A 14,031-nucleotide genomic window follows, 5' to 3' on the forward strand; every position below is an offset into this window, starting at 1 on the left:
CCATCCTTTTTCGCTCGTTGCCGGGGCGCTTCGCGAACTTCGATTTGGGAATTGGGGGACTTCGATGCTGAACCGTCTGACCGTATCCACACTGCTGAAGGCGGTGATCGCGATCACGTCGGCCTGCGTGGTGATTGCGCTCTCGCTCACCGCGTATGAGTCCTGGGATCGGTTGAGGACCGCGAGCCGCATCTCGCAGATCACGGATGCGTCCGCCGACCTGTTCAAGGCGATGCACAATCTGCGCACCGACCGCTCGACCACCAACCGGCTCCTCAATTCGACCGAGCCGATGGACGCCGAGATCGAAAAATATCTGCGCGCGATCCGGGACGCCGAGATGCCGGCGATGGCCCACGCGCTCGAGCTGCTGCCGGCGATGGACTTTCCGCAGTCCACCTCGCTGGTGCCGGAGTTCGCGCGGCTCTACAAAACGGCCAGCGAGCAGCAGAAGCAGTTCTGGGAGGACGTGGCCAAGCCGAAGGACCAGCGCCGCGCGAGCCTGCCGAAGGACTACATGGAGACGACGCAGGGCCTACTCGACACGCTCGACAAGCTCTCGAATGCCCTCGCCGCCACCGTCAACCACCAGGACGCGACGATCGACCAGCTGCTGTCGATCAAGCAGAACGCCTGGCTGCTGCGCAACACGGGCGGTGAAGCCTCGCTGATCATCTCGACCGGGCTCAACGCAGGCCGCATCACGCCGGAGACGCGCATCGCCTACACCCAATTCGTCGGCGGAACGGCCGCAATGTGGAAGGCGCTGGAATTGTCGACCTCGGGCATGCAGCTGCCGCCGGCCCTGTCGTCGGCGATGGCCGCGGCCAAGAGCGCCTATTTCGACCCGCAATATCTGGCGCTTCGCGATCGCCTCGCCAACACGCTCGCCAATGGCGAGAAGGCCGAAATGACTGCGAACCAGTGGACCCCCGTGACGGTGGGCCGCCTCTCGAGCGCGGTCGCCGTCGCCGAGACGGCACTCGACGCCGCCAAGAGCCATACGTTGGAGCAGCGCAGTGCCGCGCTGCGCGCGCTGATCGTGCAGCTCGTGCTGCTCGCGCTCGCCGTCGGACTTGCCGTCGGCGCGATCATGCTGGTCAGCCGCCGCGTGATCCGTCCGCTCAACACCATCCGCGACGCCATGCTCAAGGTCGCCGGCGGCGACCTTGCGGTCGACAGCGGCTATCTCGAGCGCCAGGACGAGATCGGCGCGCTCGCCGGCGCGCTGGAGACCTTCAAGCAACAGGCGACCGACAAGCTCAAGATCGAGGCGCACGAGCGCGAGCGCAATGCCGGCGCTTCCGCGCGCCAGCGCGCGATCGAAGGCTATGTCGGCGAGTTCGAGGGCATGGTCCGCAAGACACTCGGCGAGTTGAGCGAAGCCTCCGGCGCGATGCGCAAGACCTCGGGCGATCTGTCCGCGGTCTCGCGCCAGACCAACGACCGCGTGCAGGTCGCGGGCAAGGCCTCCAATGACGCCTCCATGAGCGTCGACAGCGTGGCCGCGGCCGCCGAAGAGCTCTCGGCTTCGATCAACGACATCAGCCAGCAGGCGGCCCATGCCGCCGGCATCGCCAGCCGCGCCGTCAACCAGGCCCGCGAGACCGACGGCACGGTTCAGGGGCTGGCCCAGTCCGCAGGACGCATCGGCGAGGTCGTCGGCCTGATCAACACCATCGCGGCCCAGACCAATTTGCTCGCACTCAACGCCACGATCGAGGCGGCGCGCGCCGGTGAGGCCGGCCGCGGCTTCGCCGTGGTCGCATCCGAGGTCAAGTCGCTGGCCAGCCAGACCGCGAAGGCGACGGAGGAAATCTCCGGGCAGATCGCCGACATCCAGAAGGTGGCGAGCGACGCCATCAACGCGATCCAGACCATCGGTGGCATCATCGGCGAGGTGAACGAGGTCGCCACCGCGATTGCCGCCGCCGTGCAGGAGCAGGGCGCGGCGACGCAGGAGATCACCCGCAGCACGCAATATGCGGCGCAGGGCACCAAGAACGTCTCGGACAACATCACCGGCGTCAAAGCCGATGCGGACGCCGCCGCTGCGGCCGCCGACAACGTGAAGAGCGCCTCCGAGACGCTGGAGAGCCAGAGCCGCCAGCTCGGCCACGAGGTCAGCGACTTCCTCGGCAAGATCCGCGCGGCGTAGGTTGCGGGCTCCAGACGGAGCTATCGCTACGCCCTGAACATCGTCCCCGCCTGGTGCACAATTGCGCAGAGGCGGGGCCGAAAGAACCTACATCAACGCAATAGCCCAGTTCTTGGTGTTGTTGAATTCTGGCGCCACGACGGTGTCAGGATGCTGCGGAGCGCAGGCTACGGACTTGTGGGCTTAAATTGCGAGTCGGGGTCTTCAACGACCTTGGCGAAGAACATCTTCTGCAACGCGATCCCACCATATTGCATTCCAAACTCAACGACATGGGCAGTCACAAAGTCGCGGTTTGGGCGCGGTGGTATCTTCATGGTTGCCACCTCGATTGCGCGCTCAAGCGTCGCCGCAACACCTTCAAATACGAGAGGTCCATCATAGCTGGGCATCGATCTCGTCTCCTCGTTTTGTTAAATGATCCAGGATGGCATCGCACAATCGTCCATCGCTGACCCGATCGAACGCGGCAAACATCGGCTGGGTATTGATTTCAAGAAAGTAAAGTTGCCCGGTCTCATCGCGCATGAAGTCGGATGCCGAAAAATCGAGGCCGAGCATCGTGGCGAGACGTTGCAACGGTTCGACGACCTCGGCATGAACTGCGCATGGCTGAATCGTCACGTCTTGCGCGCTGCGATAGTCAAGAGCCTGAGACGAGAGCTCGTAGCCGAACAACGCGTCGCCAACCTGGTAGATGCGAACTTCGGGGCGGAGCAGCCGCCGCTGGATGAAGCGCGGAAATTCTGCAGCCACCTGGTCTCGCGATTGGACGTGATCGCGGAGCGTCGTCGTCAGACTGCCTCCAGCGACCGGCTTCTGGATGAGGTCCTCGTCGCTCTCGTTGAAGCTGTCCAGGTCGTTGGTAATAATAGTCGGTGGAATTGGCAGTCCGCAGCGCCTGGCTAATAGCAAATTCTCGATCTTGTTGTTTTCGCTCGAGTATGATCGGCGATTGAGTAGGCGCATTGCAGGGCTGCTGAGAACATATCCGCGCACGGTGAAATACCAATTGAGCGATGCCGCGCTGTCGTGCGCCGAGCGTGTTGCCTCGTGCAAGAATACGTCGTGACGGATAAAGCAGGACGTTGGTGACAGCAGAATTCCGTCGAGCGTCAGCGTCTGACGCTCGATATCAAGGTGAATGCGCGGTCGCAGCTGGGGACCGACTAACAACTCTTTGAAACTTTCCCGCCGCTGCAAGCAGCGGCGAAGTAGCGCTCCGATATTGGGATCGAGCTGTCCACCTGCAACGAGAAGCATAGGTGGCGGCCTAGCGCTTGTCCTCTTCGCCAACGGCCTTGGTGGTGATCGGCGGGTCTTCCTCGCCGATTGCTAGCGTCGTGACGACGTTGTTTTCTTCGTTGAGTGGCAGGGTTGTAATCGGCGGATCCTCCTCACCGATCGCTTTAGTCGTGGGGCCACCCGACATGTGGATCGGCCCTTCCTCGCCCACTGCCATCGTCGTAACGGGCGGATTCTCCTCGCCAAGGGCTAGCGTAGTAATGGGTGGAGATTCCTCGCCAATCACGAGCGTCGTCACGTCCGCCATGAAGCCCTCCCCTTATGATCGTCCCGGACGATAACACAACTTAAAAGGGAATCAAACGGGAAGCTCGCCGCGGGGGCAGGCCCGGTGCGGTCCAGGTGGGCCTCGCAACTCGCATCAAAGATCGGTGGCGGTCGGACAACGGCAGGCCGACGCCCGTAATTTTACGGCAGGAACACTGTCTAAGTTTTTACCCTTTTCGGGCCAAATGCGTTCCAGACGCGTGCGCCAGGGCACGCGCGTCTGCGCGCATCCCTTTGGTCGTTCGAAGTTCGTTGGGGGCTGCCGATTGGGGGCCACGAACTTCGAAACGCGTACCGGGGTGTCCAATGCTCAACCGCCTGACCGTATCCACGCTGCTCAAAGCGGTGATCCTCTCGACCGCGCTCGTCGTGGTCATCGGCTTCTCGATCAGCGCCTGGAGCTCATGGGGCCGGCTGCAGCAGGCCAACCGGATCGTCGCGGTCTCCGCGGCCTCGGCTGAAGTGTTCAAGGCGATGGCCAACATCCGGGCCGACCGTTCGACCAGCAACCGCCAGCTCACCTCCGACGTCCCGATGGACAAGGACATCGAGAAATACATCCGCGACATTCGCGAGGCCCTGATGCCCGCGCTGGCGCGCACGCTCGAGATCCTGCCCACCACCGATCTCGCCCAGCGCGATACTTTCCTCGCCGAACTCGGCACGCTGAACAAGACGCTGCTCGCGGCGCAGGCCGAGTTCTGGATCGAGGCTCTCAAGCCCCGCGCCGATCGTCGCGCCGGCCTTGCCAAGGAGTATGTCGCCACCGAGGATGCGCTGATGGCGCAACTCGAGAAGCTCTCCGGCGCCCTCGCCGCCAGCGTCAATCACCAGGATGCGACCATCGACCAGCTCCTGACCATCAAGCAGATGGCATGGCTGCTGCGCAATACCGCCGGCGAATCCTCGCAGATCGTCGGCAACGCCCTCGGCAGCGGCAAGATCGCGCCCGAGGTGCAGCTCGCCTACACCAAATTCGTCGGCGGCACCGACGCCGCCTGGACCGCGATCGAGCTTGCCGCCGCGGGTATGCAACTGCCGCCGGCGCTGGCCTCGGCGATCACCGAGACCAAGACGACCTATTTCGACCCGCAATACGCCGCGACGCGCGACGGCGTCATCGCGACGATCGCCAAGGGCGAGAAGCCGTCGATGACCGCCAACCAGTGGAGCCCCTATTCGGTGCCCCGCATGATGACCGCCGTGAGGCTCGCCGACGCGGCCCTGCAGGCCGCCAAGGACCATTCCGCCGCCCAGCGCGCGACGGCCGTGCAGTGGCTGATCATCAACACCGCCCTGCTCGTCGCCGCGATCGTCCTGACCGGCGCTTCCATGCTGGCCGTCAGCCGCCGCGTGATCACGCCGCTGCACCGGATTCGCGACGCCATGCTGAAGGTCGCCGGCGGCGATCTCGCGGTCGACAGCGGCTATCTCGACCGGCACGACGAGATCGGCTCGCTGGCGGGCGCGCTCGAGACGTTCAAGCAGCAGGCGATCGACAAGCTCAAGATCGAGGAACAGGAGCGCGAGCGCAACGCCGGCGCCGCCGCGCGTCAGCGCGCGATGGAGGCCTATGTCGGCGAGTTCGAGGGCGTGGTGCGCAAGTCGCTGGGCGAGCTGAGCGAAGCCTCCGGCGAGATGCGCAAGACCTCGGGCGACCTCTCCGCGGTGTCGCGCCAGACCAACGAACGCGTCGAAATCGCCGGCAAGGCGTCCAACGACGCCTCCATGAGCGTCGACAGCGTGGCCGCCGCCGCCGAGGAACTCTCGGCCTCGATCAACGACATCAGCCAGCAGGCGGCCCATGCCGCGGGCATCGCCAGCCGCGCCGTCAATCAGGCCCGCGAGACCGACGGCACCGTGCAGGGGCTGGCGCAGTCCGCAGGACGCATCGGCGAGGTCGTCGGCCTGATCAACACGATTGCGGCGCAGACCAATTTGCTCGCGCTCAACGCCACGATCGAGGCGGCGCGCGCCGGCGAGGCCGGACGCGGCTTCGCCGTGGTCGCCTCCGAGGTGAAGTCCCTGGCCAGCCAGACCGCGAAGGCGACCGAAGAGATTTCCGAGCAGATCGCCGACATCCAGAAGGTCGCGGGCGATGCCATCAACGCGATCCAGGCGATCGGTGGCATCATCGGCGAGGTCAACGAGGTCGCCACCGCCATCGCCGCCGCCGTACAGGAGCAGGGTGCGGCGACGCAGGAGATTACCCGCAGCACGCAATATGCGGCGCAGGGCACCAAGAACGTCTCGGACAACATCACCGGCGTGAAGGCCGACGCCGACACCGCGGCCGGCGCGGCAGACAACGTCAAGCAGGCCTCCGAGACACTGGAGACGCAGAGCCGCCAGCTCGGCCAGCAGGTCAGCGATTTCCTGGGCAAGATCCGCGCGGCGTAGGGCTGCGGATTGGATAGAAAGCTGTAGCCGCTCCCTCGGTGTCGTCCCGGCCTAGTGCGCAATTGCGCACGGGGGCCGGGACCCATACCCCCAGGGAGAAGTTGCGGCGCGAGCTGCCAACCACGAGTCATCGCCAAACCACGTCCTGTGGCTATGGGTCCCGGCCTGCGCCGGGACGACGGCGGTAATTTAGGCGCTGGCGGCGCCCGCAACTCGATACCGCCCCCTACTCCTTCGCCACCACCGGGACCTGGCGGAATTTGGCGCGGACCGACTCCGGCAGCGGCGAGAAATTCACGGCGACGCCGCGGCGGTCATTGGCGCTGCGGTTCGCGACCACGAGGCCATCGCTGCCGGCAACGATGTCGCCCTTGCGCAAGGTGGGGTCGTCCTCGACCTTGACCTGGGCGAGACCAACCGGGTCCTTGCCGTTGCAGGTGCAGCCGGCGACGATCTCGTTGCGATAGCGGAACGCGTTGGGCAAGTCGGAATAGGATTTGCCCCTGTCCGTCGTGGCGTCGTCGATGTTGCTGCCATAGACCAGCGAGGTTTCAGACGCCGGGCAGAAGCTCTTGCAGGACTGCGCCTTGCTCTCGGCATCGTTGCCCTGCGCCGGGAAGTAGCGACCGTCGCAGCCGCGCACGCAATAGGCGGTGCCGCCGCCATAGGCGGCGCGCCGGGGCTGGTCGTAGCGTGGCATGTCGTCATTGGGGAACGGGACGCGGATCTCCGGCGGCGGCCGCATCCGGAAGCCGCCGAACAATTGCGAGAAGAAATCCTGCGCATGCGCCGGCGGCGTCAGGGCGAGGCCCAGCGATGCGACGGCGAGGAAAGCCGCCGCGCCAGCCGGTTTGCTCATCGAACGTCTCTGCATATGGCCTCACTCAAACGCTTCAGTTCACGGCCGACGTCGCGACGTTCAACGCCTGCCGTCCCGAGGGCAGCGTCGTCACGGCCGGGCGCTTGCGTGCGGGGTCGCCGCCCCTCGCCATCAGCGGCGCGTTCTTCGGCAGCACGACGACCTTGGCGCCGACATTGACGCGGCTGAACAGGTCGGTGACGTCCTCATTGGTCATGCGGATGCAGCCGGAAGACACGAACTTGCCGATGGTGGTGGGATCGTTGGTGCCGTGGATGCGGTATTCGCTCGATCCGAGATACATCGCACGGGCGCCGAGCGGATTGCCGGGGCCGCCGGCGACGAAGCGCGGCAGATAGGGCTGGCGCGCGATCATCTCTGCCGGCGGGTGCCAGTCCGGCCACTCCGCCTTGCGGCTGACGCTCTGCACGCCCGACCAGGTAAAGCCCTCACGGCCGACGCCGACGCCGTAGCGGATCGCCCGGCCATTGCCGAGCACGTAATAGAGGTAAGTATTACCGGTATCGATCACGATGGTCCCGGCCGGCTCGCCGCGGTCGAAGCTGACGATCTGCTTGCGCAGGCGGTCGGGCAGCTGGGCATCCTCATCGGCCGCCTGCGCCTCGTCGTTCACATAGCCGCGGGAATAGGTGGCCTGATCCTGCGGATAGGCCTGCGGCTGCATGGGGAGATAGCCGAGCGTTTGCGCGCTCGCCGCCCCGAACGGTACGACAAGCAGTGCGGTCGCGAAGGCAAAGGCGGTGGTGGCGCGCGGCAAGAAGCGGCGGCGGACGGCAAGGAACGTTGTCATGTGCTGCCCCGTTGGATGGGCGCATCAGGGTGATGCGGCTTGCCAACAAACGCAGGCAGGGCGACTCAAGTTCCGCGCGATGTCGCTGCAACGACGTCACAGTCAAGCGAGCGCAACTTCACGAAGCCGCGATGGAACCGCAGCGTTCCCTCAGCGTTTCACCATCCATCAATGGGCGCGCGGAAGGCTTTCCGTGCGGGGAGATATATTGTGCGCGTCCTTCCCAGTGAACGTTTGATGTCCGGCAGCGGCGAAGGTAATCCGCTCCCCGGCAGCACTGCCGAATTGCCCCCGGTCATCCGCCGCACCGAATTCGTCGCCTTCGCGCTTGCCGGCCTGCTCCTGATCGCCGTGGTCACGGTGCTCTATGTCGCCCGGGCGTTCTTCCTTCCCGTGGTGATGGCCTTTGTCGTCGGTACCATGCTGTCTCCGGCGGCGACCTTCCTGGAAAACCGCCGGGTGCCGCGCGGGCTGGGCGCCGTCCTCATCGTGATCGCCGTGACCACGGTGGTCGCCTTCGTCGTCGCCCTGATCGCATCGCCCGTGATGGAATGGAGCTCGCGGCTGCCGGAGCTGGGCGCCCAGTTGAAGGACAAGCTCCATATATTCGACCGGCCGTTGGCGCTGTGGCAGGAGCTTCAATCAATGGTCGGCGGTTCGGAAGGGCTGCCGAGCTTCCAGCTGCCGAAATTCGAATGGGTGCAGCCGGCGCTGGAATTCCTGTCGCCGACCTTCACCGAATTCCTGCTGTTCTTCGTCACCCTGATCCTGTTCATCGCGAGCTGGCGCGATCTGCGGCGGGCACTGATCATGACATTCAGCGACCGTGATGCCCGACTGCGCACGCTGCGCATCCTCAACGAGATCGAGGTTCATCTTGGCAACTACCTGCTGACGGTGACCATCATCAATGTCGGGGTCGGCATCACCACCGGCCTCGTCTGCGCAGTGACCGGCATGCCTAACCCGGCGGGCCTCGGTGCGCTCGCGGCAACCCTCAACTTCATTCCGATCATCGGGCCGGTCGCGATGTTCGCCGTATTGGTCGTTGTAGGTATCGTCGCCTTCCCGACCCTCGGCTCCGGCCTGCTGGCCGCCGCCGCGTTCGGCGGCATCACGTTCCTGGAAGGACATTTCGTCACGCCGATGATCATCGGCCGCCGCCTGGCGTTGAATGCGCTGGCGGTGCTGCTGGCACTGGCGTTCTGGACCTGGCTGTGGGGGCCGATGGGCGCCTTCCTGTCGTCGCCGCTGCTCATCGTCGGGCTGATCCTGAAGGAACATCTGTTGCCGGAGGATGCGCCGCAGCTGCCGCAGGCCTGAGGCGGTTTCCACAAACGGAACTTACCCCGGCACGAAACGTTTTCCGGCTATCTCAGCCGCCAACAATTCGGAGTCCCAGATGTCATCGAGTCAAGCCGAAGCCGGGATGAGAGACTGGACCGACAAAGCCACCAGAGAACGCCTCGAGAAGGATGTAGCAGCCGTGAAAAGCGATATCGCCGCCCTCACCGATCAGATCACCGACGCGCTCAACACCTTTGCCAATTCCACCAGCAAGCAGGCCCGGCGCGGCTATCGCCAGGCCCGCGAGAACATGGATTCGGCGATCGACGACATGTCGGAGCGCGGCAGCGCCATGATGGGCGCGGCGCAGGACGCCTATGGATCAATCGAGGAGACGCTGGAGGACGCGATCACGCAGCGGCCGCTGGCGACCGTCGGGCTCGCGCTCGGCATCGGCTTCCTGATCGGCGCCGCCTGGCGGCGGTAAGGTCGCGGAACGGATCGAGAGGACGGCAGCGCGGCCGCGCTGCCGGTATCGGCTTGTGGGGATCTGAGGAGCAAGGCCATGTTTCAGCGCATCATTGACGGGATCAGTGCATCCGCCGGCTCGACCGCGCGACTGACGTCCCTTGCCGCAGGCGCGGCCTTCGCGCTGTTCATCACGACCTGCTTCCTCTGCGCCGCGGCCTTCATCTCGGTCCTCGACAAATATGGTCCGGTGCAGGCCTGTCTCGCCGGTGCCGGCATCTTCTTCCTGCTGACCCTGACCGCGGCTGCGAGCTATTGGGCCTACAAGCGGCAATTGCGCAAGGAAGCCCACATCGCCGCCGAGCGCGCCGCCAAGTCCGCAGCGCACAGCATGCTCGCCGACCCCATGCTGCTCGCCACCGGGCTCCAGATCGTCCGCGCAATCGGTGTCAAGCGGCTGCTGCCGATCCTGGCGATCGGGGGCGTCGCACTCGGCATCATGGCGAGCCGCGCCGGCGTCGCCGACGAAGCATCGGCCGAGCCTGCCGAATAGTCTCAGCTCGTCCGGCTGCGGAGGATGCAGATCGTGGCCACCGCGAGCGGAATGGTCAGCGCGATCCACGACAGCGGCAGCCATATCCCGGTCTGACCGATCAAGGCGGCCAGCAGGCCGAACACGCTCAGCGCTGCGAGCAGGACCGGCCAGCGCCAGATCAGACCGAGCGAACGATTTCCGGTCATTCCGCGGCTCCCGGCATTTGTAGCGCGACGGCGGACTGAGGCTGCGTTTTCGCGGCCCGGGACCGCACCAGCCAGAGATAAAGCCCGCTGCCAAGCACGACGATGGTCACGAGGTCGAGCAGGACCCAGATAATCTTCAGCGGCATGCCGCCGTAGTCGCCGAAATGCAGCGGACGCGAGAGCTCCAGCGCGCGCAGATACCACGGCATCGTCACCGCGGACACCAGCGCGCCGCTTCGCGCATCGACCAGCACCGGGCTGAACAGCCGCGAGGTCAGCGGCTCCTTGCCCTTGGTCCAGACCACGTAGTGGAAGGGCGAGCCGAACGGCGAGCCCGGAAACGCAATGCTGGTGGTGATCATGTCGGGGAATGCCGCCTTCACCGTGTCGTAGGCCGCCTGGGTCGAGGCAATCTCGGAGACCTGCGGCACCGGCTTGCCGCGCATCGGCGCCAGCATCGCGCGCACGTCGGTCTGCTGCCACAGCGCGAACAACGGCGTCGAGAGCTCGTTGATCACGCCGGTCGCGCCGACCACCAGCGCCCAGCCGAGCGTGACGACGCCGAGCAGGTTGTGCAGGTCGAGCCATTTCAGCCGCCGCGACCGCGCCACGCGCACGGTGCCGAAATCCAGCTTGCGCATGAAGGGTCCGTAGACCGCGATGCCGGACAAGATTGCCGCGCAAAACAGCAGCGCCATGGCCCCGAGAAACAGCTCGCCCGGGAGCCCCATGAAGAGGTCGCGATGCAGCGTCAGCATCAGTTGCAGGAAGGTGAGCCCGTCCTCGCCGAACGGCTTGGTTTGTTTCAGCACGTCGCCGGTATGGGCATCGAACCGGATCGAGTGCAGCGCCTTGCGGTTGGCGCTGAACGCCTCCCAGGAGCTCGCCATGTAGACCATGATCTTGGGCTCGTCGTCGTCGACGAACACCGAGACGATGGTCTCGCCGGGATACAGCTTCCGGGCGGCCTCGACCACCCGGTCGAGATCGACATTGGGCGTACCCTCCGGCACCTGCGCGTAGGGCAAGGCATCATCGAGCAGGCCGTTGATTTCCTCCCGCAGCACCAGCGGCAGGCCGGTGATGCAGATCAGCAGCAGGAACAGCGTGCAGATCAGGCTCGACCATTTGTGCACGAACAGCCAGCGCCGCAGCGCGGGCTTTCGTCCATAGACGCGTTCGCCGAAGATCGCCTGCCCGCTCATGTCCGTCACCATTTGTAGCGCAGCGTCGCAATCACGTTGCGGCGCAGGCCGTAATAGCAGCCGATGTCCTGGCAATAGGTCACGTAGGTCTTGTCGAACAGGTTGGTCGCATTGACCTGCGCCGAATAACCCTTGAACATCGGCCCCAGCGCCGAGAAGTCGTAGTGGATCGCCGCGTCGAACAGCGTCACGTCGGGGACATAGAACGTGTTGGCCGTATTTCCCGGAAGCTCGCCGATATAGCGGACACCACCGGACAGGCCGAAGCCGTCGAGCGCACCGCCGCGGAAGGTGTAATCCGCCCAGACCGCGGCGGAATTCATGGGGAAGCCGACCGGATGCTTGCCGAGTTGCGCGGCGGTGTTGGTCCTGGTCACGACGTTGTCGAGGTAGGTGTACGAGGCCAGCACCGTCAGTTCGCGGTTGACCTCGGTCTTGGCCTCGAGCTCGATGCCGCGCGACCGGATCTCGCCGGTCTGAACGCGCTGCCCGGGCCCGTGAGTCGGATCGGTATCCGGCGTCAGCACGTTCTGCTGAACCAGGTTGAACGCCGCAATCGTGTAGAGCGATTTGTCGTTGGGTTGATACTTGATGCCCACCTCTTCCTGCTTGCCCGTGGTCGGCGCAAACGGACTGCCGGCGAACGTCGTGCCGGCGGTGGGCTGGAACGATTCGGTGTACTGGATGTAGGGCGCGATGCCGCTGTCGAACTTGTAGAGCAGCGCGCCGCGCTTGGTGACCGCGGTATCGGACTTCGGGCTGGTCGTCGTGATGTTCGACGCGAGCGCCGTGCTGTCGGTACGGGACTGGGCGAGGTCGTGGCGGATGCCGAGCAGCGCCACCCAATGATCGTACTTGATCTGGTCCTGGATATATTCGCCGACCTGATCGATCTGCTGGCGGTTTCGGGTCGTGAACGGCACCGGCCCAAACGGCGTGCCGTAAACCGGATTGAAGGCGTTGATGGGCGGTGCGACCGCAAGCGCACCGTTGAGGGTCTTGTCGACGCCGTTGCGGTAGTCGATGCCGGCGAGCACGGTGTGCTCGAACGGACCCGCGTAGAACTTCGCCTCGGCCTGATTGTCGACGGCGATGGAGCGGATGCTTTCCTGCGTGGTGAAGGCGCCGCGGGTCATGTTGGAGGGATCGGTACCGGAGTTGGGGGACACCACCGCAAAATCCGTACTGAGGTCGGTGTAACGCAGGTTCTGCCGGACCTTCACGTTGTTGTTGAAGCTGTGCTCGAACAGATAGCCGACCGAGCCATAGGCGCGGTCGGTCTTGTCGAAGCCGGGCTCACCCGAATAGAAGCTGGTAGGGATGAAGCTTCCCTTGAAGGGCGTGATGGTGCCGATTCCAAGCGGCGACAGCTGATTGTAGAAACCGGCCTTGGGATCGCGCTGATAGGTGCCGAGCACCGTCAGCGTCGTGTTGTTGTCCGGTCGCCACGTCAGCGACGGCGCAATCGAGATGCGCTGGTAGTCGCCGTGATCGACCTGGCTGCCGACGTCGAAGCCCGACGCCGTGAAGCGGTAGAGAAACTCCTTGTTCTTGTCGATCGGTCCGGACAGATCGACACCAGCCTGCACGCGGCCATAGCTGCCGGTCGAAACGAACATCTCGTGATAGGGATCGAGCGTCGGCCGCTTCGAGACCATGTCGACGAGGCCGCCCGGCGACGACTGGCCGTACAGGATCGAGGCCGGGCCGTGCAGGATCTCGACCCGCTCGAGATTGAACGGCTCGACCAGCGAATAGGCGAAGATGCCGAAGTTCAGCAGCCGCAGCGAATCCAGATACTGGTCGGCGAGGAAGCCGCGGACATAGACGGCATCGGTGCGGGCGTCGGCGCCGGCAAATTCGCCGCGCGTGCCCGGCGTATATCGCACCGCCTGTGCGATGCTCTGCGCGCCCTGGGCCTGGATCTGGTCCTGCGTCACGACCGAGATCGCAACCGGCGTCTCGATCAGCGGCGCGTCGGTCTTGGTGCCGGTCGCGCTCCTCGTCGCGACCATGCCGTCGACATGGCCGAATGCCGATTCCTTCTTATCCCCGCCGGATCCAACCCCGGCTGCAGCCGCTGCGGCAGCGCCCGCCTGTGTATTCGCCCGCGAGACCGCACGGGCGCGCGCCGCGCTGCGGCTGCGCGAGGATGATGCGGTGGCCCGCTTGCGGGCTTCGCTCGCCTGGACAACAACCGTCCCAAGCTCCGTGCCTGCGCCCGCCGCCGACGCACCCGAGGTTGATGATTGGGCCGCCGCCCCGCCCGTAACAACGATCAAAACAACCGAGCTGACGGCTCCCATGAACCGCCAGCGCCCCACTTCCAAGACGCCCACTGCAACTTCCCCAACTTCCAACGACTGCGCAACGCAGCCGGACCAAGGAGGTAGCGCAGCGGTTCAATGTTGCGGGCTGGAAGCCTTCCAGACTGGATGTTTTCCATTTCCAGACTACAGAGGTGCTGCAGGTCGGAGCAGATACATGCAGCACCGGGAGCGATCTGTGCCGGTCACGACCGCAGGCGGAT

At 65.0% G+C, this 14,031-nt stretch carries 13 protein-coding genes; 5 read left to right on the forward strand and 8 right to left on the reverse strand.

The window, feature by feature from the left end:
• Positions 1–64: 64 nt before the first annotated feature.
• Entirely contained in the window at positions 65–2,158 is a 2,094-nt protein-coding gene (locus A7X65_RS36450) for a methyl-accepting chemotaxis protein (protein WP_063694218.1), read from the forward strand.
• A gap of 167 nt (positions 2,159–2,325) precedes the next feature.
• Here the strand turns inward: A7X65_RS36450 and A7X65_RS36455 are convergent, their stop codons facing one another.
• From A7X65_RS36455 to A7X65_RS36465, 3 genes are read right to left on the reverse strand one after another with little or no spacing between them, the layout of a single operon-like run.
• Positions 2,326–2,550 carry a hypothetical protein gene (locus A7X65_RS36455; protein ID WP_063694219.1) on the reverse strand — a complete coding sequence of 75 codons (225 nt, stop codon included), beginning with the start codon at positions 2,548–2,550 and terminating at the stop codon, positions 2,326–2,328.
• The gene (locus tag A7X65_RS36460; RefSeq protein WP_063694220.1) at positions 2,537–3,421 is read right to left on the reverse strand and encodes an ATP-grasp domain-containing protein; all 885 of its coding nucleotides are present in this window, start codon (positions 3,419–3,421) and stop codon (positions 2,537–2,539) included. Before A7X65_RS36460 ends, A7X65_RS36455 begins: the two co-directional genes overlap by 14 nt.
• A 10-nt stretch (positions 3,422–3,431) precedes the next feature.
• Positions 3,432–3,710 (reverse strand): hypothetical protein, encoded by a 279-nt coding sequence (locus A7X65_RS36465; RefSeq protein WP_063694221.1) that lies wholly within the window; start codon positions 3,708–3,710, stop codon positions 3,432–3,434.
• Positions 3,711–4,036: 326 nt separating this feature from the next.
• On the opposite strand from A7X65_RS36465, the gene A7X65_RS36470 reads away from it, so the two are divergent.
• Entirely contained in the window at positions 4,037–6,130 is a 2,094-nt protein-coding gene (locus A7X65_RS36470; RefSeq protein ID WP_063694222.1) for a methyl-accepting chemotaxis protein, read from the forward strand.
• A gap of 226 nt (positions 6,131–6,356) precedes the next feature.
• Here the strand turns inward: A7X65_RS36470 and A7X65_RS36475 are convergent, their stop codons facing one another.
• Both A7X65_RS36475 and A7X65_RS36480 read right to left on the reverse strand, forming a co-directional pair.
• Positions 6,357–7,004, reverse strand: coding sequence for a DUF2865 domain-containing protein (locus tag A7X65_RS36475; RefSeq protein ID WP_063694223.1), 648 nt, complete (start codon positions 7,002–7,004; stop codon positions 6,357–6,359).
• 19 nt (positions 7,005–7,023) lie between these two features.
• A complete protein-coding gene (locus A7X65_RS36480) occupies positions 7,024–7,800 on the reverse strand; it encodes a L,D-transpeptidase (protein ID WP_063694224.1) in 777 nt (258 codons plus the stop codon).
• Positions 7,801–8,010: 210 nt separating this feature from the next.
• On the opposite strand from A7X65_RS36480, the gene A7X65_RS36485 reads away from it, so the two are divergent.
• The 3 genes from A7X65_RS36485 (at position 8,011) to A7X65_RS36495 (ending at position 10,108) form a co-directional block, all read left to right on the forward strand.
• The gene (locus A7X65_RS36485) at positions 8,011–9,123 is read left to right on the forward strand and encodes an AI-2E family transporter (protein WP_063694308.1); all 1,113 of its coding nucleotides are present in this window, start codon (positions 8,011–8,013) and stop codon (positions 9,121–9,123) included.
• Positions 9,124–9,202: 79 nt separating this feature from the next.
• A complete protein-coding gene (locus A7X65_RS36490) occupies positions 9,203–9,574 on the forward strand; it encodes an ElaB/YgaM/YqjD family protein (RefSeq protein ID WP_063694225.1) in 372 nt (123 codons plus the stop codon).
• Between the two features lie 78 nt (positions 9,575–9,652).
• Positions 9,653–10,108, forward strand: coding sequence for a hypothetical protein (locus tag A7X65_RS36495; RefSeq protein ID WP_063694226.1), 456 nt, complete (start codon positions 9,653–9,655; stop codon positions 10,106–10,108).
• A gap of 2 nt (positions 10,109–10,110) precedes the next feature.
• On the opposite strand, the gene A7X65_RS36500 is transcribed toward A7X65_RS36495, so the two are convergent.
• From A7X65_RS36500 to A7X65_RS36510, 3 genes are read right to left on the reverse strand one after another with little or no spacing between them, the layout of a single operon-like run.
• Positions 10,111–10,296 carry a hypothetical protein gene (locus tag A7X65_RS36500; RefSeq protein WP_063694227.1) on the reverse strand — a complete coding sequence of 62 codons (186 nt, stop codon included), beginning with the start codon at positions 10,294–10,296 and terminating at the stop codon, positions 10,111–10,113.
• A complete protein-coding gene (locus A7X65_RS36505; RefSeq protein WP_063694309.1) occupies positions 10,293–11,501 on the reverse strand; it encodes a PepSY-associated TM helix domain-containing protein in 1,209 nt (402 codons plus the stop codon). The genes A7X65_RS36500 and A7X65_RS36505 overlap by 4 nt, the downstream gene beginning before the upstream one ends.
• Before the next feature lie 5 nt (positions 11,502–11,506).
• Positions 11,507–13,516 (reverse strand): TonB-dependent siderophore receptor, encoded by a 2,010-nt coding sequence (locus A7X65_RS36510; RefSeq protein ID WP_245324042.1) that lies wholly within the window; start codon positions 13,514–13,516, stop codon positions 11,507–11,509.
• Positions 13,517–14,031: the final 515 nt, after the last annotated feature.

The sequence above is a fragment of the Bradyrhizobium stylosanthis genome (genome assembly GCF_001641335.1).
GTDB lineage: Bacteria > Pseudomonadota > Alphaproteobacteria > Rhizobiales > Xanthobacteraceae > Bradyrhizobium > Bradyrhizobium stylosanthis.

Coding starts and splice junctions, on each gene's coding strand:
- A7X65_RS36450 (WP_063694218.1), top strand. CDS start 65: ATGCTGAACCGTCTGACCGTATCCACACTGCTGAAGGCGGTGATCGCG.
- A7X65_RS36460 (WP_063694220.1), bottom strand. CDS start 3,421: ATGCTTCTCGTTGCAGGTGGACAGCTCGATCCCAATATCGGAGCGCTA.
- A7X65_RS36475 (WP_063694223.1), bottom strand. CDS start 7,004: ATGCAGAGACGTTCGATGAGCAAACCGGCTGGCGCGGCGGCTTTCCTC.
- A7X65_RS36480 (WP_063694224.1), bottom strand. CDS start 7,800: ATGACAACGTTCCTTGCCGTCCGCCGCCGCTTCTTGCCGCGCGCCACC.
- A7X65_RS36500 (WP_063694227.1), bottom strand. CDS start 10,296: ATGACCGGAAATCGTTCGCTCGGTCTGATCTGGCGCTGGCCGGTCCTG.
- A7X65_RS36510 (WP_245324042.1), bottom strand. CDS start 13,516: ATGGTCGCGACGAGGAGCGCGACCGGCACCAAGACCGACGCGCCGCTG.
- A7X65_RS36490 (WP_063694225.1), top strand. CDS start 9,203: ATGTCATCGAGTCAAGCCGAAGCCGGGATGAGAGACTGGACCGACAAA.
- A7X65_RS36465 (WP_063694221.1), bottom strand. CDS start 3,710: ATGGCGGACGTGACGACGCTCGTGATTGGCGAGGAATCTCCACCCATT.
- A7X65_RS36470 (WP_063694222.1), top strand. CDS start 4,037: ATGCTCAACCGCCTGACCGTATCCACGCTGCTCAAAGCGGTGATCCTC.
- A7X65_RS36495 (WP_063694226.1), top strand. CDS start 9,653: ATGTTTCAGCGCATCATTGACGGGATCAGTGCATCCGCCGGCTCGACC.
- A7X65_RS36455 (WP_063694219.1), bottom strand. CDS start 2,550: ATGCCCAGCTATGATGGACCTCTCGTATTTGAAGGTGTTGCGGCGACG.
- A7X65_RS36505 (WP_063694309.1), bottom strand. CDS start 11,501: ATGAGCGGGCAGGCGATCTTCGGCGAACGCGTCTATGGACGAAAGCCC.